Source organism: Mycobacterium asiaticum DSM 44297 (assembly GCF_000613245.1).
Classification (GTDB): Bacteria; Actinomycetota; Actinomycetes; order Mycobacteriales; family Mycobacteriaceae; genus Mycobacterium; species Mycobacterium asiaticum.
This window is the reverse complement of the sequence record NZ_HG964939.1, coordinates 515955-538670: the sequence shown is the minus strand read 5'-3', so window position 1 is coordinate 538670 and position 22716 is coordinate 515955. Positions and strand designations below refer to the sequence as shown.

Here is a 22716-nt window from a genome sequence, read left to right as displayed (position 1 = left end):
CGGTGTCGGTGCCGGCCTGGGCCGGCGCTGTGGCCGCAGCCGCTGTCTGTGCGGTTCTAGAGCCGTCCTTGCCTCGATCTCGGCCAGCACGTTGTCGATTTCGGTGCGCGTGCGGTAGGTGACGTCGTGCCGCATCCGCAACATCCGCAGCAGTTGGGCGATGTCGCTGCGGGCGCTGGGGATCGTCGCCGTCTTCATCGAGACCGGATCGCAGCTCGACCAGCAGCTGGAGCTGCTGCTGGGGGGTCAGCTCCTTCTCAGACAGCGTGTTGCCGAGCCGCATGATGTAGCCGAACGGCAGCGGCGGCTCTTCGGGCAGCGGCGAAGGCAGCGGCGGGGCCTTCTCCCGCAGCGCATGGATCGCGGTGACCAACTGGATACCGGCATCCACGGTGGGGTTCTGGTAGTCGATGATCTGCAACGTCGAAACCGGATTCACCCGCACGCTGTCCACCGGACCGACCTTGACGGGCAGGATTGGGCGGTTGAGTGCCTGCGCGTAGCGCAATTCGGCTTGGCTGGGCTTGGACTGCAGCCAATTGTTGGACAGCGCGACGATGAACACCTCGCTGGAGCGGATCTGTTCCAGAATCGCGTTCCACCACGCGTCGCCGCCGCCGAGCTCCTGGTCGAACCAGACCTTCTGCTGGGCGCGTTTCAGCGCGGTGGTGAGGGCTTCGAGCGCGGTTCTGTCTTGGCTCGAGTAGCTGATGAAGATGGCCACAGCGGTCTCCTCGATGGAGGGCATAGGGAGATATCCGGCGAATCCGTCATGCGACGGTAGCGCATGGTATTAGCGGCAGCAATCATGTGGGCAAACTCGGGTTGCATCAGTCCCCGTGCGGGACGGGAGCCTGTTCCGGTGGGTGAAATTCGGTGTAACGCTGCTTGAATTCGTGACCGGGAACCGGCCACTGTTCGCCCTCGGCGCCGCGCACCACCCAGTCGCCGTCGGCGGCGACCGTCGGTCCTTCCAAGGTGTTGACGGTCTCGCCGGGTTGGGCCGGACGGGCCTGCACCACGCCTTTGCGACGCCACAGCCCGTCACCGGCCGGCTCGTAGGTGGCGTGGAAGATATCGTCGCGCACCGACCAGGTCTTGCCGTCCGACTGCACCTCCCAGTCGCCGGCGTCGGCGTGCATCGTGTGCCCGGACTCCGACTTCCACGACCACGGCGCATCGCGCTGGGTTGCGGCCACGGTGCCTACCCGGGTGAAGGTCCGCCACAGCGGACGTGACCGATAGCCCAGCTGACGCAGGCTCCACAGCGTGGCGGCCAGGCTGCGCACCGCGGCGTCGAGGAGGTCCGGGTTGTTCTCGACGTCGGACCAGTCGACGAGCTTGTCGTGGATCTTGCGGGCGTCGTCGCGTGGCTTTCCGTATTTCCAGCCGTTGCGGCGGTAGTAGCGGCACCAGTCCTCGTGCTCAGCCTTCGCCATGGCCAGCGCCGAGTACTTGTCGAAGCCCATCCGTGAAAGCTGTTCCAGCGGCGCCGAATCCGCCATGTCGCGGCCCGACAACTGGGCCGGTGGGCTGCCCCAGGTGTTCCACGTGTGACCCGCGATCTGTTCGACCATCCACAACGCATTACGCACCTGGCGGCGGTTGGACCCGCGGTAGAACTCGTCGAGCTCGATCCAGGGCACCGACGCCGGGCCCCGCGGCCAGCTCGGGTCGATGGTTGCCACATACCGCTCGTGGATCAGGCGTGCGGCGCGCTCCCAGGCATCCTGAACCTGGCCCTCCCGGGTGTCCAGCACCAGCGAGTAGGACTGCAGCAACCCGACGACCTGAATCGAATCGTCGTCGATGCTGGTGTTGAGATCCGAAGTGTAGACCGGCATTTCGGGGAACCGGGCGGCCAGGCGGGTGCCGGTCGTCGCGGAGTGGGTGTCGACCAGGATCACGGCGCTGGTGGTCGGGTCGGTCTCGCCGATCAGCCGCAACAAGGTGGGTATCGTCGGGGCCTCCGGCACCCCGTCGATCGCGGGTCCGTCGGAGGCGAAACCAGCTTGCTCGCGGTAGAACTGGTGATCCCGCAGATACTCGTCGGCGTCCCTTTCCACCAGGGTCAGGGCCGGCAGCGCGGGTGCGCCGGGCGGAGTGTAGAAATCGCGTTCCAGTGCCCGGCGGGTCAGGTCCGCGCACAGGGCCAACGTCAATTGCGATGTGCCGCAGACGAATATCCGCTTGGTGCGGCCCGTCGCGATGATGCCGTCGAGCAGCCGGCTGGCGGTCACCTCGTACTTGCCCACCACGTCCGCGGCCCAGCGGGTGTCCGATCCGCCGAACTGCTGGGCGCGCCACGCCTCGGCCAGCCACGGGTCGTCGATGCGCACGATCAACGGCAACCGGCGCTTGTCGGCGACTTCGGCCAGCCGGCGGCCGATCAGGTCCAGCCGCAGCATGTTGACCGCCGGGTCGGCCGCCATCAGATACAACCGGCTGAGGTTCCGCCACAGCCGCAGCGACACCAGGGTCGAGGGAGTGTTGAAGTGCACCAGCACCACCCGGGCGCCCAGCCGGCGGAGCCGCTGCAGCCGGTCGTCGCCGGCGCTGGTGATGACGACCAGAGTGCTGCGCCGGTCCAGGGTCCGCGCGACGCCGCTGACCATCGATTCGGTGTCATCGTCCACGCCGACGATGGCGGTGACGGAGTCGGCGAGATTCGCCCGCAGCCGGTCCACCTGGGAACGAAAAACGCCGACCACCACGCCGCCCAATCCGGTGAAGATCGCCGAAACCGCTGCCATGCGTGCCAATTCGAGGCCGACCGGGGTCGGGCTGGGGCACACCCGACCGCCCAGTGAGTAATCGCCGCTGCTGCCCTTGATCAGTTGAGCCGTCAGCATCAGCGGCGTGAAGACGGCCGGGTGGTTCTCGTCGTGGCAGTTCCAGTACGCGCTCAGGCCCAAGATCGCGCTCATGGTGATCAGCACCGCGATCACCGTGAACGACACACCCACCAACCGGTGGCTGGTATTGGAGCGAAAGGTCATCGCGCACACGATCAAGACGCCGACGACGATCGTGGTCGTGGCCATCGAACCCGGCCGGCCGAACCAGCCCAGCCCGGCCGGCAGCCAGTCCGGGATGGCGGGATGCAACGCCACTGCGGCCAGATAGCAGATCAGCAGCACCGCCAGGGCCGACACGGCCCACCGCACGGGCGGCGGGACCGTCCTCTTCTGGCGCATCCGGCCCGCCTTCCGTCGCTGCTAGACCCCGCTGCTAGGACGCGAACAGTACACGCGCAAGTTTGCGGAAAGGCAAGACAGGGACGCGAATACGATGCGCAGGGCCGGCCTCAGCCGACGAAGCGGGACAGCCGCGCCGACAGGTGCGGGACCAGGCCGCCGTCGGCGTCGACTCGCTCCTCGACGTAGGCGAGGTCACCGCCCTCGACGATCCCGTAGAGCCGTTTGGCGCCCCCGACCAGCACACCGGACCGGCTTCGGGCGAGCGCGTCGGTCACCAGTTCCCACGACGACTGGTTACGGGGCCGCCCGTAGAACAACTCGACGTAGCCGGCCGAATGCGCCAGCAGCAGTTCGATGGCCTGCGATTCGCTCGGGTCGTCGGGGTCGCGGACGAACCGCCAGAAGCCCGTCTCCCGCAACCCGATTTCGTGGTACTCACCCTCGGCGTCCAGCCGCCACGACCGGGCTTCCCAATTCAGGTAGTCGCCGCCGTCGTGAGACACGATGATCTGCTGACCGAACCGGTAATCGCCGTCGGTGCCGCGGCCCTCGCCTTCACCACGCCACACGCCCACCAGCGGCAGCAGCGCGAGCAACGCATCGTTGAGGTTCGCGCCTTCGCGCAGGTTCGCGGTGTCGGCGGGCACCGGCAGATCGTCGAACGCGGGAATATTGCGCGCGGCGGTCACTTTCGAGCGCTCCGCCGCCTGCGACATGCCGCCGGCGTCCGGCTCCTCGGAGGAGGTCACGACTCGTCGGTGATCAGCCGATACAGCGCGTACAGCGCGAACCAGGAAATGACCACGGTCGCGAGGACCAGCATGATCTCGAAGAACAGCACCACGGAAATGATTCTATTCTTCCGACCGCGCCAGGGAGGACCGGCCCGAGTGGGTTCGTCAGGCGATCTTGATGTCCACCTCGTGAATGCCCGCACCGGACGGCGCGACCACAGCGTCGCCATTGCCGATCCGCGACAACGCGCGCAGCGTCCACGATCCTGGAGCGGCGAAGAACCGGAAATCGCCGGTGGCGGACGCGACGACCTCGGCGGTGAACTCGTCGGAGGAGTCCAGCAGGCGGACGAATGCGCCACCGACGGCCTGGCCGTCCCGGTCGACGACGCGACCGGTGATCACCGTTTCCTTCTCCAGGTCGACGCTGGCCGGCAACGTCAGTCCTTGCTTAGGTGCAGAGCACATGTCAGCTTCCCAACTCGATCGGGGCGCCCACCAGGGAGCCGTATTCAGTCCAACTGCCGTCGTAGTTCTTGACGTTTTTGTGGCCGAGCAATTCCTGCAGCACGAACCAGGTGTGCGAGGAACGCTCCCCGATTCGACAGTAGGCAATGGTTTCCTTGGAGCCGTCCAGTCCCGCGTCGGCGTAGAGCTTGGCCAGTTCTTCGTCGGACTTGAACGTGCCGTCCTCGTTGGCCGCCTTGCTCCATGGCACGTTGATGGCGGTAGGGACGTGGCCCGGGCGTTGGCTCTGCTCCTGCGGCAGGTGCGCCGGAGCCAGGATCTTGCCGGAGAACTCGTCCGGCGAACGCACGTCGACCAGGTTCTTGACCCCGATGGCGGCGATCACGTCGTCGCGGAACGCGCGGATGTTGTTGTCCGGTTGTGACGCCGAGTAGGAGGTGGGGGGCCGGCTGACCGGCTCGCTGGACAGCGGGCGGCCGTCGAGCTCCCACTTCTTGCGGCCACCGTCGAGGAGCTTGACCTTCTCGTGGCCGTACAGCTTGAAGTACCAGTACGCGTAAGCGGCGAACCAGTTGTTGTTGCCGCCGTAGAGGATGACGGTGTCGTCATTGGACACACCCCGGTCGGAGAGCAGCTTGGAGAACTGCTGGGCGTCGACGAAGTCGCGCTTGACCGGGTCTTGCAAGTCGGTGCGCCAGTCCAGCTTGATCGCGCCGGCGATGTGGCCGCCGTCGTAAGCGCTGGTGTCCTCGTCTACTTCGACGAAGACGACGTCTGCGGCATCCAGATTGCTCTCTGCCCAGTCGGCGGAGACCAGGACGTCGGAGCGTGCCATGGTGGGTTCCTTTCGATCTCTTTCTCTAAAGGTGGTCAGCGGCGGGTGCTACGTGCAAAGGTGCGGCCAGCCACGCACCCGGGTGGTGGAAGGGCAAGGCACGGATTACTCCTAGGTACGCCTGTTGCGCGGAAGACATGCCACAGTGGGATTCCGGGGCTGCTTCGAGTGCTGCGCAGATCGGCGCGGCTACTCAACAGCTACAGCAACAGCAACAACCCGCGCCGCGGCACGGCTCAACCGTGCGGCAGTTGGTGAGCATGCGCTCGATGCGGGTTGACACGTCGGCAAGCTTACCCAATGACATAGTGATGAAGCCAACAGCGCCGTCGCGGCCCATCGCGGGCCCATCTGTCCGGCGATCAGGACTGCCGGAAATCGCTCAACGTGATGGTGACGTCACGGGTGATGCCCTCGATGATGACGTCGGAGCCGCGCGCCCCGACGGTGGTCGGGGCGACCCCGAAGGGGAGTCGCTGGCGCGGCACGCTGGCGCTGAACGCTTTGAGCACCGCTGCCCGCTTGTCATCAGGAACGGCCTGGTTGGCGGTATCGGGTCCGGTGAGGACGCCGGTGGGCGTGATGATCAGGGTGGCCGGGTCCTCCGGGGCGGTGGACAGGTCGACCGAGATGCTGACCCGGCGATCGAAGCCGGCCGATTTCGGCGTGCCGCTGAACACCAGACCGTGGCTGCCGGATATCCCGGATTCGGTGGTTCCGCCGGTGGCGTCGTTCGACTCCTGTGGCGGCGCTTCCACCATCAAGTCGGTAATGCCCAGGTAGCGGCCCAGATGCACGGAGTCGATGATGATGCGGCTCTCCAACTCTTCCACCGCGAGCTTGGCGTCCGGCTCGATCAACCAGGACGCGTCGGTCAGGTCGATCGAGTGCATGGTGGCTTCCAGCGTCGCCCGGCCGACCTCCGGTTGCTCGGCGCCGCCGGACTTGATCTCCAGTTCGGTGTAGTGGTGGCGCATGGCCTGCGGGATGAACGGAAGAGCCAGGATGGCGACGAACGGGTCGGAATGCAGGTTGGCCGCCTTACGCACGCTCGCCGACAGCCGGTACTCGGCGTAGATGCTGACGCCATAATCGACGCCGAGCGCCGCCAGCGCGATGGTCCCGACGCCGATTATCGCCGCGGTGACACCGATCAACACCCTGCGCACCCGGACATTGTGACATCGCCGGTGGACCGTGTTGTATTGGTGACGTCGATCTCGGACAGGCTCGTCGCGAGGCGAAAGCCCAGGTAGCAAGTTATCGTTAGGTGAGCTGACCGCTAACGTCATATGTCGCGATGAGTTTGGGAGGCCTAACCACGAGGCTGGAGGGGCTAGTTGGACCTATTACTGCTGACCTCGGAGCTGTACCCGGACCCCGTCCTGCCGTCGCTGTCGCTGCTTCCCCACAGCGTGCGGACAGCGCCGGCCGAGGCTTCTTCACTACTGGAGGCGGGCAACGCTGATGCCGTGCTCGTCGACGCGCGCAACGATCTGTCGGCCGCGCGCGGGCTGTGCCGCCTGCTCAGCACGGCCGGCCGGTCGGTTCCGGTTCTCGCGGTGGTGAGTGAGGGCGGGCTGGTGGCCGTCAGCGCCGACTGGGGCCTGGACGAGATTCTGTTGCCCAGTACGGGGCCGGCGGAGATCGACGCCCGGCTGCGGCTGGTGGTCGGCCGTCGCGGCGGCCTGGCCGACCAGGAGAGCGCGGGCAAGGTGAGCCTGGGTGAGCTGGTGATCGACGAGGGCACCTACACGGCCCGGCTGCGCGGCCGGCCGCTGGACCTCACCTACAAGGAATTCGAGTTGCTGAAGTATCTGGCCCAACACGCCGGCCGGGTATTCACCCGCGCTCAGCTGTTACACGAGGTGTGGGGCTACGACTTCTTCGGTGGCACCCGCACAGTCGACGTGCACGTGCGTCGCCTGCGCGCCAAACTCGGCTCCGAGCACGAAGCGCTGATCGGCACGGTCCGCAACGTGGGCTACAAGGCGGTGCGCCCGGCGCGCGGGCGGGCGCCGGCCGCCGAGACCGAGGATGACCAGGCCGACGCCGAGGCCGACGGTCTGGGAGAACCAGTGGGCGACCCGTTGCGCAGTCAGTGACCACGCCCGAATGGCGCTCGGCGCTGACCGCCGAGGAACAGCAGCAAATACGTGAACTCGTCTCTGCGGCGACCGAATCCGATGGGGTCGCGCCGGTGGGCGAGCAGGTGTTGCGGGAACTGCCGCACCAACGCACCGACCACCTGCTGGCCATCGATGAATCCGCCGGCAAGGTCATCACCGGTTACCTCAATCTGACGCCGCCGCGCGATGCGGCCGGAGAGATGGCGGAACTCGTGGTGCACCCACGCGCCCGGCGCCACGGCATCGGCGCGGCACTGGCGCGCGCGGCATTGGCCAAAACCGATGGCCGCAACCAATTCTGGGCCCACGGCACGCTGGATGCCGCCAAGGCCACCGCGGCGGCGTTGGACCTAATCGCCGTCCGTGAGCTGCTGCAAATGCGCCGCCCGCTGCGCGATATCGCCGAACCGGTCATTCCCGACCGGCTGCGCGGCGTCCACGTCCGCACCTACCGCGGCTCGTCCGACGACGCCGAGTTGCTGCGGGTCAACAATGCCGCGTTCGCCTACCACCCGGAGCAGGGCGGGTGGACCGACGCCGAGATCGACGAGCGGCGAAACGAACCCTGGTTCGACCCGGACGGACTCTTCCTGGCTTTCGCCGGTCCGCAATCCGAGGTCTTGTTGGGCTTCCATTGGACCAAGGTGCATCCCGACCCCGCCGGGCTGGGCGAGGTTTACGTGCTGGGCGTCGACCCCGCCGCACAGGGCAGCGGGCTGGGCCAGTGGTTGACGGCCATCGGGCTCAGGTCGTTGGCTCAGCGACTGGCCGACCGCCCGAATCCCACGGCACTGCTCTATGTCGAGTCCGACAACGCGGCCGCGGTGCGAACCTATGAGAAGACGGGCTTCAGCGTCTACAGCGTCGACACCGCCTACGCGGCGGCACCCGCCGGAAACTGAGCATCGCCTGCGTGTCGGTCTCAGCAAGAGGGCATACCGTGGCGGGACAGTATCGGCGGAAGCGGGATCGGTGAAACTCGCCTCGGTGAAAAGGGCAACAGCCCTGGCGGTGGCCGCAATGGCCTGTGGGGCAGCTGTGACGGCCTGCGGCAGCGATGACAACCGCGGTGCCTCGACACCCATCTCGGGGTCGCCTGCCGGCGGTGGCGCCTGCGGCGGGAAGGACAAGCTGACCGCGGAGGGGTCGACGGCGCAGCAGATCGCCGTCGCGATGTTCAACCAGGTGTGGGGCCAGCTGTGCCCGGGGAAGTCCGTGGCGTACAACGCAACTGGTTCCGGCGCAGGCCGGGCGCAGTTCGTCGCCGGCCATGTCGACTTCGCCGGATCAGATTCGCCGTTGACCGCTACCCAGATCAATCCGGCCACCAGACGCTGCAACGGAAATCCCGCCTGGGACCTGCCGCTGGTGTTCGGTCCGATCGCGCTGGTGTACAACCTGACCGGCGTGCCGAAGTTGGTGCTCGACGCCGATGCGCTGGCCAAGATCTTCAGCGGCGGGATCCGGATGTGGAACGACCCGATACTGCAGGCACTCAATCCCGGTGTGGTTCTTCCCGACACCAAGATCACGCCGATCTACCGGAAGGACTCGTCGGGAACGACCGACAACTTCCAGAAGTACCTCACGGCAGCCGCACCCCAGAGTTGGGCGCGTGGTGTCGGCACCGAATTCCAGGGTGGCGTCGGTGAAGGCGCCGAGCGGTCGGCCGGCGTCATCCAGGGGGTGCAGGCCACCCCGGGCGGTATCGGCTATGTGGAGAAGGGTTTCGCCGACCGTGCCGGCGTGCCGTTCGCACAACTCGATACCGGCAACGGCGTGGTGGCGCTCACCGATCAGACCGCCCGCAACGCCACCAATGCCGTCACATTCGCCGCCCGGGGCAATGACCTGGTGCTGGAGTTGAGCCCGATGTTCGCTGCCACGGAACCGACCTCGTACCCGCTGGTGATGGCCACCTACGAGATCGTGTGCTCGAAGGGCTACGACCCGGACACTGCCACGGCCGTCAAGGCGTTTCTCACCACCGCGGTCAACAGCGGCCAAACGGGTCTTTCTTCCGCCGGGTACGTCCCGCTGCCGGATAAAGTCAAGGAGCGCCTGGTCGCCGCGATCGGCGCAGTGCAGTAACGGTTCGTGCACGGGGTTCGTCCGGGCCGGCTCGACGGACAGGACCATAGTGACGACGCCAAACCCCTCCGACGCCGGTGCCGGGGAGGTGGTGGCCGCGCCCTTCCCGGAACCGCCCGCCGTCCCGATCAGCCCCTGGGGATACGGCAAGCCGCAACTGGGGGAACGGATTTTTCGCCGCCTGGCGGAGGGCTCCGGCCTGCTGATCGTGCTACTGATCGCCGCCATCGGCGGCTTTCTGGCGTGGCGCGCCCTGCCGGCGCTGGCCCGGAACAAGGAAAACTTCTTCACCTACGGCGGCAACTGGGTCACCACCGACACCTCGGCGATGCACTTCGGCATCCTGGACCTGCTGCATGTCACGGTCTTCGTGTCGTTGTTCGCGTTGCTGGTGGCGATGCCGGTGGCGCTGGGCGTGGCGATCTACATCACTCAATACGCGACCCGCAGGACCGCGGCCCTGTTCTCCTACCTCGTTGACCTGCTGGCGGCGGTGCCGTCGATCATCTACGGCGTGTGGGGCCTGCATGTGCTGGCGCCCGAGCTGCGGCCGGTGGCCGGTTGGTTGAACGCGCACCTGGGGCACTGTTTTCTGTTCGCTACCGGCAACGCGTCGCTGGCCGGCGGCGGCACCGTTTTCACCGCCGGGATCGTGCTGGCGGTGATGATTCTGCCGATCATCACCGCGGTCACCCGCGAAGTGTTCGTCCAGACGCCGCAGGGACAGATCGAGGCGGCGCTCGCGCTGGGCGCCACCCGCTGGGAAGTGGTCAAGACGACCGTACTGCCCTTCGGCCGCTCCGGATTCCTCAGCGGCGCCATCCTTGGCCTGGGCCGGGCGCTGGGCGAGACGATGGCACTGCTGATCATCCTGCGCGGCACCCAGGAGGCGTTCGGCTGGTCGCTGTTCGACGGGGGATCCACCTTCGCCACCAAAATCGCGGCCACCGCAACCGAATTCGACAATCAGTACAAGGCCGGCGCCTACATGGCCGCCGGGCTGGTGCTGTTCGGGCTCACCTTCGTCGTCAACGCACTGGCACGCAGCGCGGTCGCGGGCACCCGGGCCGGAAGGCCGCAGGCATGACCTCGATGCTGGACCGCCCGCTGAAGTGGCGGGCCATCTCCGGGTTGGGCTGGCGCCGCCGCATCGCTGACGGCCTGGCCACCGTGCTGGTCACGCTGGCAATGGGGATCGCGCTGACCCCGCTGGTGTGGGTGTTGTGTTCGGTGGTGGTCAAGGGGTTCCGCGCCCTCACCGCGAGTGACTGGTGGACCCATTCGCAGGCCGGCATCACCGCCCTGGACGCCGGCGGCGGCGCCTACCACGCGATCGTCGGCACGCTGCTGCTGGGCGTGGCATGCGCGGTGATCTCGATCCCGATCGGTGTTCTGGTCGGCATCTACCTGGCCGAATACGGCGGCCGCAGCTTGCTGGCCCGGCTGGTCAGCTTCACCGTGGATATCCTGGCCGGGGTGCCCTCGATCATCGCCGCGCTGTTCATCTATGCGGTATGGGTGGCGGCGCTGGGTCTACCGCGGTCTCAGTTCGCGGTGGCCTTGGCGCTGGTGTTGTTGATGCTCCCGGTGATCGCCCGGGCGACCGAGGAAATGCTGCGCATCGTACCGGTGGACCTGCGGGAGGCGGCTTACGCGTTAGGGATACCCAAGTGGAAGACCATAGCCAGGGTGGTGCTACCGACCGGCTTGTCCGGCATCCTCACCGGGATCCTGCTGGCGCTGGCCCGGGTGCTGGGGGAGACGTCGCCGTTGTTGATCCTGGTCGGCTATTCGCACGAGATGAACTTCGACATGTTCAGCGGGTTCATGGGTTCGCTGCCCGGCATGATGTATGACCAGACCACCGCCGGAGCCGGCGCCAACGAGGTCCCCACGGATCGGCTCTGGGGCGCGGCGCTGACTCTGATCATGCTGATTGCAATGATCAACATCGGCGCCCGGGTGGTCGTGAAGATCTTTGCCCGACGAAGACTTGACAATGTACGGCGGTAATGAGGCAGGAGCTTTAACACGTGGCTAAACGGTTGGACCTCAAAGAGGTCAACATCTACTACGGCGCGTTCCATGCGGTCGCGGACGTGTCGCTGTCGGTCCTGCCGCGCAGCGTAACCGCGTTCATCGGACCGTCGGGATGCGGCAAGACAACCGTGTTGCGCACGCTGAACCGGATGCACGAGGTCATTCCCGGCGCCCGGGTGGAAGGCAGCGTGCTGCTCGACGACGAGAACATCTACGGCGCCCGAATCGACCCGGTCGGGGTGCGCCGGGCCATCGGCATGGTGTTTCAGCGGCCGAACCCGTTCCCCGCCATGTCGATTCGCGACAATGTGGTGGCGGGGCTGAAGCTGCAAGGGGTGCGGAAGCGTCAGATACTCGACGAGACCGCCGAGCACTCGTTGCGCGGGGCAAACCTCTGGGACGAAGTCAAGGACAGGCTGGACAAGCCGGGCGGCGGACTGTCCGGCGGTCAGCAGCAACGTTTGTGTATCGCGCGGGCCATTGCGGTGCAGCCGGACGTGCTGCTGATGGACGAACCGTGTTCCGCGCTGGACCCCATCTCGACGATGGCGATCGAAGACCTGATCAGCGACTTGAAGCAGGAGTACACGATCGTGATCGTCACCCACAACATGCAGCAGGCCGCTCGGGTGAGCGATCAGACGGCGTTCTTCAACCTCGAAGCGGTGGGCAAACCGGGGCGGCTGATCGAAATCGACGACACCGAGAAGATCTTCTCCAACCCCAACCAGCGCGCCACCGAGGACTACATCTCTGGCCGGTTCGGCTGAACCGCCCTAGTGTGTGCCGGTGGCCTGGAAGATGACCCGGCGCGCCACCTCGACCGCGTGGTCGGCGAAGCGTTCGTAGAACCGTCCCAGCAAGGTCACGTCCACGGCGGCAGCCACCCCGTATCGCCATTCCCGATCCATCAGCACGCTGAACAGGTGCCGGTGCAGGTCGTCCATCGCATCGTCTTCTTCACGAATGCGGGCGGCCTTCTCCGGGTCGCGGGTCTGCAGGACCTCCTGGGCGCTGTTGCCCAATTCGACTGCCACGCGGCCCATTTCGGCAAAGTAGCCGTTGACCTCTTCGGGCAGGGCGTGCTGGGGATGGCGGCGGCGGGCGATTTTGGCGACGTGCAGGGCGAGCGCACCCATCCGGTCGATGTCGGCCACGATTTGGATCGCGCTGACGATCGCCCGCAGGTCGCCCGCGACCGGTGCCTGCAGGGCGAGCAGCACGAAGGCACTTTCCTCGGCCTGCGCGCTGAGCGCCGAAATCCGCTCGTGGTCGGTGATGACCTGCTCGGCCAGCACCAGATCGGCTTGCAACAGGGCTTGGGTGGCCCGTTCCATAGCCAGACCGGCCAGCTCGCACATTTCGCCGAGCCGCTCCGACAATTCCGCGAGCTGCTCATGGTAGGCGGTCCTCATGATTAAAGCCTACGTTCTCGATGTGTAAATCCGGTGAAGCGGCTACTCGCAGGTAGTGTCGGCCGCGTTTGTGACCGTTAAGTCCTCAGGTAGCCGGGTGGGCGTGCTGCTTGGATTGCGGCTGATCTGCATGCTGACCGAGGAGCCGCTGGGCGGCGGGGCGCCCACCGAGCTGAAGTCCGGACCAAGCACCACCTGAACCACCGAGCCGATGCCGGGCACCCGCTCCACCTTGGTGGTGCCGAAGGCCGCGGCGACCGTCGCGGCGGCCTGCTCGTTGCCGGGCGAGAAGAATACGGTCGTCGCCTTCAATGAGCTCGGATAGTCATCCGGGGTCATCACGTTGAAACCGTTGCGCTTGAGCTGACTGGCGGCGGTGGCGGCCAGTCCTTCCGTGCCGGTTCCGTTGGATACCTGCACCGTGACTTCCTGCGGTGAGGTGGTGGTCACCTGCTCGCGACGGGTCTCGTTGGTGGGCGCGGCCTCCGGCGCCTTCTTCGGGGTCGTTGGGGTGGTGGTCGACGTGCGCGATGCGCCCAGGCTCTGCGCGTTCTGATCGTTTTCCAACGGCAGTGGGTCGTCATTGATGATCGCGGTGAACAGGGCCTTCATGTCGGCGGTCCGGGGCGGCTCGTTGCCGTCCTGGTCCGTGACCCCGGTCGGCACGGTGACGAAGGTGACGTGCCCGGCGGCCATGTGCTGCAACGACCGGCCGAGTTCGACCAGGTCCTTTGTCTTGACGTTGTCGACGTAGCTGTTGCCGATGAACATGTTGACGACGTTGTTGAGCTTGTTCAGATTCATCAGCGTGTCTTCGGAGATCATCGATCGCAGCAACGAGGACAGGAAGAGCTGCTGACGCTTGATGCGGCCGTAGTCGCCGTTGCTCTCGGTGGTCACCTGCCGGGCCCGCACGTAGTTCAGTGCGGTCGGTCCGTCGATGATCTGCCGTCCGGCGTGCGCCAGCACGGTGCCGAGTTCATAGTCCTTCAGCGGTGTCGTGCTGCACACCTCGACTCCGCCCAGCGCCTCGACCATGCGTCCGAAGCCGACGAAATCGACCGCGATGAATCGGTTGACGCTCAGGCCGGACAGCTTCTGGACCACCTTCACCAGGCATTTGGGTCCACCGAAGGAAAACGCCGAGTTGAGTTTGGTCTCGGTGTAGACCATTCGGGGACCCGTCTTGCCGGTCTTCGGGTCGTAGATGGGTCCGTATTTCCCGTCCTCGGGGTTCCAGGCTTCGCACTGGATCGGGTTGATCGCCAGGTCGCGCGGGAAAGACACGGCGACAACCCTTTTGCGGTCCGCGGGAATGTTGACCAGCATGACGGTGTCGGAACGGGCGCCGCCGGCGTCTTCGGTGTCACCGGCGCCGACGTTGGCGTTGGCGCCCAGCCGCGAGTCCATCCCGACGATCAGGAAGTTCTCGTCGCCGTACTGCCCGTTGGGGTCGACGATGTCGGACGAGCCAGGGTCAAGCGCGCTGACGGTGTTGAGCTTGTCGTTCTTAGAGGTGCTCCATTTCCACGCACCGCCGGTCATCACCAGCGACAGCAGCGCCACGATCGTGAGCAGCGATCGGCCCGCGATCAGGATCGGTCGTCGGCGACGCTTCTGGACGGGGCCGGCGGGCGCCTGGCGTTCCTGTGCCTTCTCTGCCTGCTGTGCCTTCTGGGCCTGCTCGGGCCGGCGGGTCTCGGGTGCCCGGGTGCTGGATTCGGACGTCTTGCCGCGCCGTTTGCGCCGCTGCCGGGTCGGCACGGATACGTGCTGCTCGTCCTCGGCAGGGTCGTGCGGGTAGTTGGCGGCGCCGAGGTCAGGCAGCTCGGAGAGCAGCTGTAGGGAATACGCCGGAATCGGCAGGACCTGGGTGTCCAGCTTCTCGTCGATTTCGACGAGTTCTTCGGCGACTTTGTCGTCGATGGGATCGGACTCTAGTTCTGGTTCTGGTTCTGGTTCCGGTTCCGGTTCCGGCTCGGGCTCATCCGAGTCTTCGGCGACGTGGTGGTTTTTGGGGCGCTCGGACACGGTGGCGCCGAGCCTGGCGATCAGGTCGGCGACGCTCAACGCGCCGTCGTTGTGGCTTCCCGCGGGCTCATCGGAGTCGTCGTCGCGCGTGTCTCGCGCCGCCTCCGGCGAGCTGACCGGTCCGGCCGACCAACGGCACAAGTCCTCGTTGATAGCCGGAGTGGAGAACCGTTCCCACGGCGCGGCGCCTCGCATCTGCTGCGGGTTTGGAGTAATCAGGTGGTCATCGCCAGCGGCGCTGGAGGCGCGCCGATGGCCAGGAGTGGCGTCTTGGTCGCCGTCACTCATGTCCTACCGGCCTCCGAAGGTCTAGCTGCGGACGTCCATAAATCAGCGCGGGTCTACGCGCAAACGTCAGCGCAGCGCCGTTCTGATCGGCGCCGCGTTGTGCAGTAAGGCTCATATCGTACGTTTTTCTCGGCTGAGACGCGATTTCAGGAGCGTCTCGGTTCGGCCACCCCTACTTGCGGATCAGCCGCCCGAGTGCATCACGTCGGCGCCCTCCGGCACCCGGCAGTCGTCGGGGTCGGTGAGCCAGCCGTCGGGCAGCGCCACCCGGGCGGGGGAGCCCTGCCGCCCGCGTGGGCCGTTGCCGGCTTCGGGGAAGGGAACCCCGCCGTCCAGCCGGCTGAGTAGCTCGTCCAGTTCGCCCAGCGTCTTGACCAGCGCCAATGCTCGCCGTAGATCGGATCCGGCGGGGAAACCGTGCAGGTACCAGGCGATGTGCTTGCGGATGTCGCGCATGCCCTTGTCTTCGCCGAAGTGGGCGGCCAGCAGCGCGCCGTGCCGGCGGATGATCTCGGCAACCTCGCCGAGCGTGGGGGGAGTGGGCGCCGGGCTGCCGGTGAATGCGGCGGACAACTCGGCGAACAGCCAGGGCCGGCCCAGGCAGCCGCGCCCGATGACCACACCGTCGCATCCGGTGCTGGCCATCATGGCCAGGGCATCGCTGGCGTCGTAGATGTCGCCGTTGCCCAGCACCGGGATGGTGCGCACATGTTGCTTGAGCCGGGCGATCTGATCCCAGTCGGCGGTGCCGGAGTAACGCTGCGCGGCGGTGCGGGCGTGCAGCGCGACCGCGGCCGCACCCTCGGCTTCGGCGATCCGGCCGGCGTCGAGATGGGTGTGGTGCTCGTCGTCGATCCCGATGCGGAACTTGACCGTCACCGGGATGTCCGTGCCTTCGGTCGCCCGCACCGCGGCCGCGACTATCTGCCCGAACAGCCTGCGCTTGTAGGGCAGCGCGGCGCCGCCGCCGCGCTTGGTCACCTTGGGCACCGGGCAGCCGAAGTTCATGTCGATGTGGTCGGCCAGGCCTTCGTCCGCCACCATCTTCGCCGCGGCGTAAGTAGTGTCCGGATCCACGGTGTAGAGCTGCAACGACCGCGGCGCCTCGTCCGGGGCAAAAGTCGTCATGTGCATGGTGACCGGGTGGCGCTCGACGAGCGCCCGCGCGGTCACCATCTCACAGACATACAGCCCGCTGACCGTGCCGACCTTGGCCTGCTCGAGCTCGCGGCACAGTGTGCGGAACGCGACGTTGGTCACTCCGGCCATCGGAGCCAGCACCACCGGGCTGGCCAGCTGAATGGGGCCGATACGCAATGGCTACCGCCCGCTCAGCGTCAGCTTGCCCGCCGTCTCATGCAGTTCGAACGCGGTGGTCTTCTTGCCGGTGCGTACTTCCCGGTCGAGTTGACGCTGCTTGGACGTCTCGAACTTCTCGCAGGACGCTTCCAGCTCTTCGACCAGCTTGCCGAGATCGTCACGAAGCGCGGCCGCTTCGCCGGTGAAGTCCTCGCGCTCGAAGATCCGCCATTTCTTCAGCACTGGCATCACGACATCGTCGAGGTGGATGCGCGGGTCGTACACGCCGCCGACCGCGATGACCACGGCCTTGCGCCGGAACTCGGGCACCTGATAGCCCGGCATCTGGAAATTGCGCAGCACCTTGTGCAGCGACCGCATTGCCTGGTTGGGCGAAGCGTCCAAGCCGGCCGCCGTGACGTCGCGGTAGAAGATCATGTGCAGGTTCTCGTCGGCCGAGATCTTGGCCAGCAACTGGTCGGCGATCGGCTCGTTGCAGGCCTTGCCGGTGTTGCGGTGCGAGATCCGGGTCGCCAGCTCCTGGAACGTCACGTAGATCACCGAGTCGAACAGGCTCTCGGCAAACAGGTCGTCGCGAACCTGGTGGTTCTGACCCGGGCTGAAGCCCCGGTTCACCACCTCGATGCGCAACTTCTCCAGTTCGTACGGGTCCACCGCGCGGGTGACCACCAGGTAGTCGCGCAACGCGATCCCGTGCCGGTTCTCCTCGGCGGTCCACCGGTTAACCCAATAGCCCCAGGGCCCGTCCAGCCCGAAGTTCATCGCAATCTCGCGGTGGTACGAGGGCAGATTGTCCTCGGTCATGAGGTTCTGGACCATCGCCACCTGGGCGATGTCGGAGAGCTTCGATTGCCCCGGCTCCCAGTCCTGCCCGCCGAGCGCGTAGAAGTTCTTGCCGTCCGACCAGGGGATGTAGTCGTGCGGGTTCCAGTTCTTGTGCATGGATTCGTGCCGGTTCACGCACTTCTCTACGACCGGTTCAAGTTCGTGAAGCAGCTGCAGGTTGGTCAGCTCGGCTGACATGATCCCTCCAGTTATCTGTGTCTAGTGGTTGCAGTCAATATATCTGTGTCTGTCAGTAGCATTCAAGTTTGGCCGCGGTGTGGCACATCACGATTCGAAGACAGTGCAACCAAGGGATCGGGTGCCCGATGGGGGCGCGGGTTAATCGGGTCAGTCGTGTGGCGCAGGCTCGTGGCTGGCCGCCGTGGTGAGCAGCAGCTCCACGCAGTAGTCAATGAATTGCCTTCTGCTGGCGCCCAGTTGCCCGTTCAGATAAGCGGTGAACAGCCCGGTCAGGGCGCCTATCAAGCTGGTGGCGACCAACTTCTGCACCACCGGATCGACGATGCGAGACAGCTTGTGTTGCAGCAACTCAATGAAGTTGGGCATCCACTCCGCGCCGGACAGCACCAGACCGGGCTCGACGGCGGGCGCCAGCAGCAGCACCCGTCCGCGCACCGGGTCGTCCACCATCAGGGCGACGAACTGCTCGACGGCTTCCCGCGGCGTCTTGGCCGAGTTGAGCGTGGCCATCGCGCGGGTACACACGTCGTCGTAGACGGCCCGGACGAAATGTTCCCGGTCGGTGAAGCTCTCATAGAAGTAGCGTTCGGTGAGGCCGGCGTGGCGGCACGCCGCGCGCACGGTCAGCGCCGGCCCACCTTCGCCACCGAGCAGTTGGACGCCCGCCGCGACGAGTTTGTCGCGGCGCAGCGCGTGGCGGTCCTCCAGGGGTACCCCGACCACCGCCCCCGTCGTTGACCCGGCTGCACTTCACTCCTAGACTCGGTTCTGACAACGTATGTAGTCAGAATTGCTGACAACCGAGGAATAACCAGTGACTCAAGATACGTCTGCCGCCTGCCCAGTTACCAGCGGCGACGACGCGGCGCCCGACGCGCCCGCCGGTCTGGCCGGCGGCTGCCCGGTGTCGCCGTCGGGCTATGAAGCTCCGCCGACGCCGCTGGGACCGGATTCGCTGACCTGGAAATACTTCGGTGACTGGCGGGGCATACTGCAGGGGCCGTTCGCCGGATCCATGCAGAACATGCACCCGCAACTGGGGGCGGCCGTCGAGGATCACTCGACGTTCTTCATCGAGCCCCTGCCGCGGGTGATGCGCTCGCTGTATCCGATCGGTGGCGTCGTGTTCGACGGCGACCGCGCCCCGCAGACCGGTGCCGAGGTGCGCGACTACCACATCGACATCAAGGGCGTCGACAAGCACGGCCGCCGCTACCACGCGCTGAATCCCGACGTCTTCTACTGGGCGCACTCCACGTTCTTCATGGGCACCATCCTGGTGGCCGACCGGTTCGGCGGTGGACTCACCGAGGCGGAGAAGCGTCAACTCTTCGACGAGCATGTCCAGTGGTATCGGATGTACGGCATGAGCATGCGGCCGGTGCCGAAGTCCTGGGAGGAATTCCAGGAGTACTGGGACCACATGTGCCGCAATGTATTAGAGGACAACTACGCGACCCGGGCGGTGCTCGATCTGACGCTGTACAACAAGCTGCCGATCGCGCCGTGGCTGCCCAATTGGCTGTGGGGAGGCCTGACCAGGCTGTCCCGGCCGTTCTTCGTCTGGTTGACAACCGGGTTCTATCACCCGGCCGTGCGCGAACGGCTGGGCTTGCAATGGACCCGGCGTGACGAGTGGCTGCACCGTCGCTTCGGCAACCTGGTGTGGGTGGTCTTCTCCTGCGTGCCGCCGCGGTACCGCAAGCATCCGCGGGCTCGCGCCGGTCTGGATCGCGCGAGTGGGCGTATTCCCGCCGACGCGCCGCTGCCGCAGACGGCGGCGCGCAATCTGCCGCCGCTGGAGAACCGGGGCGACCCGAAGCACTACTGCCCAGTCGTCTGACCGTTCCTCGGCCCTTCAGTGGGTGTGGTTGTGCACCTCTTCGAGGCCGGCCTGGTGCACGTGTCCATGGGTGTGCTCGGTGCCGTCGTCGTGTGAGTGAGTGTGCACGTGCTCGACGTGCTCGTGCTCGTGACTGGTGTGCGTGTGGCTGTGGGTCACGCCGTCGTGTTCGTGCTCGTGGGCGTGCGGCCCGTCGTGAGTGTGGTCTGACATCTGTTTTCCTTCTACTTGGGGTCAGTGGGGCGCCGAGCGTGCGGCCCGCGACGGTTCATCGGCGTGTCGCGTCGCAGAATTCACGCTGGACGCGCCGGGGTCTGCACCCACCGCCTGCAGCCCGGCATCCGCCCGGTGATGGCGTGGAACGCCCGGGCCGGCGTGTTCGGCGTTGTGCACGGCATCGATGACCAGCTGGCGTACGTGGTCGTTTTCCAAGCTGTAGAAGATGGTGGTGCCGTCGCGGCGGGTACGCACCAGTCGAGCCATTCGCAGCTTCCCCAGGTGCTGGGAGACCGAGGGCGCGGGCTTGCCCACATGTTCGGCGAGCTCGTTGACCGACATCTCGTGACTCGCCAGCGACCACAGCACCTGCACACGCGTGGCGTCGGCGAGCATGCGAAAGATCTCGACCACCAGGCTGACCTGATCCGCGGGTAGCGGGACAGGTCTACTATCTGCGTGCATACGTAGATAGTAGAACAGTTGTCAAGCCGCGTCAGCGCGCCGAGCGTGAAGCACCCGACGGTTCATCGGCGTGTTGCGTCGCGAAACGCACACTCGAGGCCAGGGGTCAGCCGGTCGGAACGACCGTGGCGGTGCGCCGGCCGCCATTTCGTTCCTGCCAGAACCGGTACACCTCCACGGCGGCGTCGCTGGGCTGGTAGCGCATCGGCAGCCGCCGGTCTTGCCAGTCCTTGGCGAACTCGTCGTAGAACGTCGCGAGCTCGAAGTACTTGCGGTCGTCGACGTAGTGCGGCTCGTAGGCGTCCCGCGACGTCAGGAAGACGACCTCGTCGGGCGAGCAGTAGTAGAGGGAGCCCAGGCACATCGGGCAGGGGTGGGCCAGCACGTAGATGGTGGTGCCGACCAGGTGTTCGGTGCCCAGCTTGGTGCAGGCGGCGCGGATCGCGAGGATCTCCGCGTGTGCGGTCGGATCGTTGGTCTGCGCCACCTTGTTGGCGCTCTCGGCCAGCACTTCGCCGTCCTTGACGATCACTGTGGCGAACGGCCGGCCGCCTTCGGCGACATTCTGGCGGGCGAGGTCGATGGTCCGCTGCGCGAAGTCGGTCATCCTCGTGATACTAACTAGATTGTCTATATTTTTTCGATCAAGAGGAGTTGATGGTGCGTACCGATCGGGATCGCTGGGACCTTGCGACGAGTGTCGGTGCCACAGCCACCATGGTCGCCGCGCAGCGCGCGCTGGCCTCCGATCCGGAGTTCGCGCTGATCGACGACCCGTTTGCTGCGCCACTCGTGCGCGCGGTGGGTATCGACGTCTACACCCGGTTGGTCAACGGGCAGATCCCGGTCGACGAGGACTCCGAGTTCGACCCGCAGCGGATGGCCAGGGGGATGGCCTGCCGGACCAGGTTCTATGACCAGTTCTTTCTGGACGCCACCCGTAGCGGTATCGCTCAGGTGGTGATCCTGGCGTCTGGTCTCGACGCGCGTGCCTACCGGCTGGCCTGGCCGGCGGGCACCGTCGTCTATGAGGTCGACATGCCCGAGGTGATCGACTTCAAGACCCTGACGCTGAGCGAACTGGGGGCCAAACCGACCGCCGAGCGCCGCACCGTGGCCGTCGACCTGCGCGACGATTGGGCCTCGGCGCTGCGGGCAGCCGGATTCGACACCGAGGCGCCGTCGGCGTGGAGCGCGGAGGGGTTGCTCGTCTATCTTCCCGACGACGCCCAGGATGCGTTGTTCGACAACATCACCGCGTTGAGCGCACCGGGCAGTCGGTTGGCCTTCGAGTTCGTCCCCGACACAAGGATTTTCCAGGACGAGCGCTGGCGCTCACATCACGACCGGATGAGAGAACTGGGCTTCGAGATCGACTTCAACGACCTCGTCTACCACGCCGAGCGCAGCCACATTCTGGACTATCTGTCCGGCAGCGGCTGGCAGACCGCGCCGCAGACCGTCGCCGAGCTACATGCAGCCAATGGCTTCACGTATCCCGACGACGAGCTCGCGACCGCGTTCGCCGATGTCACCTATACCAGCGCAGTACTGAAGCGCTGAAGCTCTAGCTGCCCTACTGGGCGCTGCGGAGCAGTTCGTCCTTCAGGCGCGTGGTGAGCATGTCCTGGAACACCGTCTGCGCCGGGGCGTACAGCTCCCGGAAGGTCGACAGCAGCGCGTCGCGGTTGTACTCCGGGATCGCGCCGGTCGGAGGGGTCCAGAAGCTGTCGATGTCCATCAGGAAGAACTGGCCCGTCTGCGGCGGCGCGACCCGGCGCAGGTGGTAGCTGGCGTCGAGCGCCTGCCCGACGCCCGGACCGTAGCGGACGATGAGCGACCTGCCGGGCTGGGCCTCGCGATAGACGGCGGCGCCCTGCCACTCCGTGAGCGTCAGTCCGCCGGGCGCCAGGCGCTGCGGGCCCAGCAGGCTCTCGTCGATCCAGTTGGTCCACTCGATGCGGCCGTCGACGCCGGCGGGCACGCGAATCTCCAGGACGTAGCGCAGGCCGATCCGCTCGACGCCGACGATGGAGGAGACCTGAGAGCGCGCGTCCACGACGCGCATCGCGATGTCCAGGAAAGTGTCGAAGTTGCTGTAGGCACTGGTCTCGACGACGATCGCCTGGCTCTTCAGCGACGCGGCGGTGGTGTTCTCGCGGTTTGAGTAACGCACGAAACGGTCGGCAACCGGCTGCGGGGGCTGGCCGGGCGCGGCCATTCCCCATTGGACGTCTTGGGCCTGGCGTTCGATCGGCAGGTCGGTGACCAGCTGTTGTTTCAGTTCCCGGCTTGCCGATTCGGTGAGCGTGTCTGTGGCCGGATGACGAATTTCCAGCGTTACGAGGGCTACGGGGGCGTTGGGTTGGACTTCAGCGGGATTCACGTCCGGAAGCATAGCCGCGAGCATAACCATGCGGGGGGCATTCAAACGGACCGCCCTAATTCGTTCGGTCGGCGAGATGCCCGTGGGTGCCCCCAGTAGGACTCGAACCTACGACCTGCGGATTAAAAGTCCGTAGCTCTACCAACTGAGCTATAGGGGCGGCGGAGACTCAGGATACTGGGTGCCCTCGTGGGCCTCGTTTGAGGATTAGGCCCGGGGTGACCTAAGC

The 22716-nt window shown here is 66.2% G+C and carries 22 protein-coding genes, 1 tRNA gene and 1 pseudogene; 8 read left to right on the top strand and 16 right to left on the bottom strand.

Translation table 11 applies throughout. The annotated features are described in order from the left end of the window. The 6 genes from BN972_RS26525 to lmeA form a co-directional block, all read right to left on the bottom strand. Nucleotides 1-724: toll/interleukin-1 receptor domain-containing protein (locus BN972_RS26525; RefSeq protein ID WP_158497703.1), on the bottom strand; the 724-nt coding region annotated here is incomplete at its 3' end. Nucleotides 725-830: 106 nt separating this feature from the next. After that, the gene (locus tag BN972_RS26520; RefSeq protein ID WP_036365396.1) at nt 831-3197 is read right to left on the bottom strand and encodes a hypothetical protein; all 2367 of its coding nucleotides are present in this window, start codon (nt 3195-3197) and stop codon (nt 831-833) included. Between the two features lie 110 nt (nt 3198-3307). Then, nucleotides 3308-3916, bottom strand: coding sequence for an FABP family protein (locus tag BN972_RS26515; protein ID WP_051545843.1), 609 nt, complete (start codon nt 3914-3916; stop codon nt 3308-3310). Nucleotides 3917-4099: 183 nt separating this feature from the next. Then, on the bottom strand, nt 4100-4402 hold the full coding sequence (locus BN972_RS26505) for a DUF1416 domain-containing protein (RefSeq protein WP_036365384.1): 303 nt from the start codon (nt 4400-4402) through the stop codon (nt 4100-4102). Nucleotide 4403: 1 nt separating this feature from the next. Continuing rightward, complete coding sequence (locus BN972_RS26500) at nt 4404-5237, bottom strand: sulfurtransferase (protein WP_036365381.1); 834 nt, start codon at nt 5235-5237, stop codon at nt 4404-4406. Nucleotides 5238-5599: 362 nt separating this feature from the next. Further along, nucleotides 5600-6406: a mannan chain length control protein LmeA gene (lmeA, locus tag BN972_RS26495; RefSeq protein WP_036365378.1), complete on the bottom strand. Its 807-nt coding sequence runs from the start codon at nt 6404-6406 to the stop codon at nt 5600-5602. Between the two features lie 171 nt (nt 6407-6577). Here lmeA and BN972_RS26490 point away from each other — a divergent pair, with 171 nt between their 5' ends. From BN972_RS26490 to pstB, 6 genes are all read left to right on the top strand, one after another. Next, entirely contained in the window at nt 6578-7342 is a 765-nt protein-coding gene (locus BN972_RS26490; RefSeq protein ID WP_036365375.1) for a winged helix-turn-helix transcriptional regulator, read from the top strand. After that, nucleotides 7339-8268: a mycothiol synthase gene (gene mshD / locus BN972_RS26485; protein ID WP_036365373.1), complete on the top strand. Its 930-nt coding sequence runs from the start codon at nt 7339-7341 to the stop codon at nt 8266-8268. Before BN972_RS26490 ends, mshD begins: the two co-directional genes overlap by 4 nt. A gap of 118 nt (nt 8269-8386) precedes the next feature. Continuing rightward, nucleotides 8387-9457: a phosphate ABC transporter substrate-binding protein PstS gene (pstS, locus tag BN972_RS26480; RefSeq protein WP_167659611.1), complete on the top strand. Its 1071-nt coding sequence runs from the start codon at nt 8387-8389 to the stop codon at nt 9455-9457. Between the two features lie 49 nt (nt 9458-9506). Continuing rightward, nucleotides 9507-10544, top strand: coding sequence for a phosphate ABC transporter permease subunit PstC (pstC, locus tag BN972_RS26475; protein WP_036365363.1), 1038 nt, complete (start codon nt 9507-9509; stop codon nt 10542-10544). Beyond that, nucleotides 10541-11470: a phosphate ABC transporter permease PstA gene (pstA, locus tag BN972_RS26470; protein WP_036365359.1), complete on the top strand. Its 930-nt coding sequence runs from the start codon at nt 10541-10543 to the stop codon at nt 11468-11470. Before pstC ends, pstA begins: the two co-directional genes overlap by 4 nt. Before the next feature lie 20 nt (nt 11471-11490). Next, the gene (pstB, locus tag BN972_RS26465; RefSeq protein ID WP_036365357.1) at nt 11491-12267 is read left to right on the top strand and encodes a phosphate ABC transporter ATP-binding protein PstB; all 777 of its coding nucleotides are present in this window, start codon (nt 11491-11493) and stop codon (nt 12265-12267) included. Between the two features lie 6 nt (nt 12268-12273). Here pstB and phoU read toward each other — a convergent pair whose 3' ends face one another. The 5 genes and pseudogenes from phoU to BN972_RS26440 all read right to left on the bottom strand — a co-directional run bounded on the left by phoU (nt 12274) and on the right by BN972_RS26440 (nt 18326). Next, nucleotides 12274-12912: a phosphate signaling complex protein PhoU gene (gene phoU / locus BN972_RS26460; RefSeq protein WP_036365355.1), complete on the bottom strand. Its 639-nt coding sequence runs from the start codon at nt 12910-12912 to the stop codon at nt 12274-12276. A 42-nt stretch (nt 12913-12954) separates the two neighbouring features. Next, nucleotides 12955-15231: an LCP family protein gene (locus BN972_RS26455; RefSeq protein WP_099051223.1), complete on the bottom strand. Its 2277-nt coding sequence runs from the start codon at nt 15229-15231 to the stop codon at nt 12955-12957. 183 nt (nt 15232-15414) lie between these two features. Continuing rightward, on the bottom strand, nt 15415-16548 hold the full coding sequence (gene dusB, locus BN972_RS26450; protein WP_036365352.1) for a tRNA dihydrouridine synthase DusB: 1134 nt from the start codon (nt 16546-16548) through the stop codon (nt 15415-15417). Nucleotides 16549-16551: 3 nt separating this feature from the next. Further along, nucleotides 16552-17574: an acyl-ACP desaturase gene (locus BN972_RS26445; protein WP_036365350.1), complete on the bottom strand. Its 1023-nt coding sequence runs from the start codon at nt 17572-17574 to the stop codon at nt 16552-16554. A gap of 150 nt (nt 17575-17724) precedes the next feature. Then, nucleotides 17725-18326 (bottom strand): annotated as a pseudogene (locus BN972_RS26440) (TetR/AcrR family transcriptional regulator). Between the two features lie 65 nt (nt 18327-18391). Here BN972_RS26440 and BN972_RS26435 point away from each other — a divergent pair. Beyond that, nucleotides 18392-19420 carry an oxygenase MpaB family protein gene (locus tag BN972_RS26435; protein ID WP_036365348.1) on the top strand — a complete coding sequence of 343 codons (1029 nt, stop codon included), beginning with the start codon at nt 18392-18394 and terminating at the stop codon, nt 19418-19420. Between the two features lie 15 nt (nt 19421-19435). Here BN972_RS26435 and BN972_RS26430 read toward each other — a convergent pair whose 3' ends face one another. The 3 genes from BN972_RS26430 to BN972_RS26420 form a co-directional block, all read right to left on the bottom strand. Continuing rightward, the gene (locus tag BN972_RS26430) at nt 19436-19633 is read right to left on the bottom strand and encodes a hypothetical protein (protein ID WP_036365346.1); all 198 of its coding nucleotides are present in this window, start codon (nt 19631-19633) and stop codon (nt 19436-19438) included. 21 nt (nt 19634-19654) lie between these two features. Next, nucleotides 19655-20101, bottom strand: coding sequence for an ArsR/SmtB family transcription factor (locus BN972_RS26425; RefSeq protein ID WP_080697219.1), 447 nt, complete (start codon nt 20099-20101; stop codon nt 19655-19657). A 106-nt stretch (nt 20102-20207) separates the two neighbouring features. Continuing rightward, a complete protein-coding gene (locus BN972_RS26420; RefSeq protein ID WP_036365344.1) occupies nt 20208-20708 on the bottom strand; it encodes a nucleoside deaminase in 501 nt (166 codons plus the stop codon). A gap of 50 nt (nt 20709-20758) precedes the next feature. Here BN972_RS26420 and BN972_RS26415 point away from each other — a divergent pair, with 50 nt between their 5' ends. Then, complete coding sequence (locus BN972_RS26415) at nt 20759-21664, top strand: SAM-dependent methyltransferase (protein ID WP_036365343.1); 906 nt, start codon at nt 20759-20761, stop codon at nt 21662-21664. Between the two features lie 13 nt (nt 21665-21677). On the opposite strand, the gene BN972_RS26410 is transcribed toward BN972_RS26415, so the two are convergent. Both BN972_RS26410 and BN972_RS26405 read right to left on the bottom strand, forming a co-directional pair. Continuing rightward, nucleotides 21678-22499, bottom strand: coding sequence for a TIGR04255 family protein (locus tag BN972_RS26410; RefSeq protein WP_036365341.1), 822 nt, complete (start codon nt 22497-22499; stop codon nt 21678-21680). 75 nt (nt 22500-22574) lie between these two features. Continuing rightward, nucleotides 22575-22647: transfer RNA gene (locus BN972_RS26405), tRNA-Lys, on the bottom strand. Nucleotides 22648-22716: the final 69 nt, after the last annotated feature.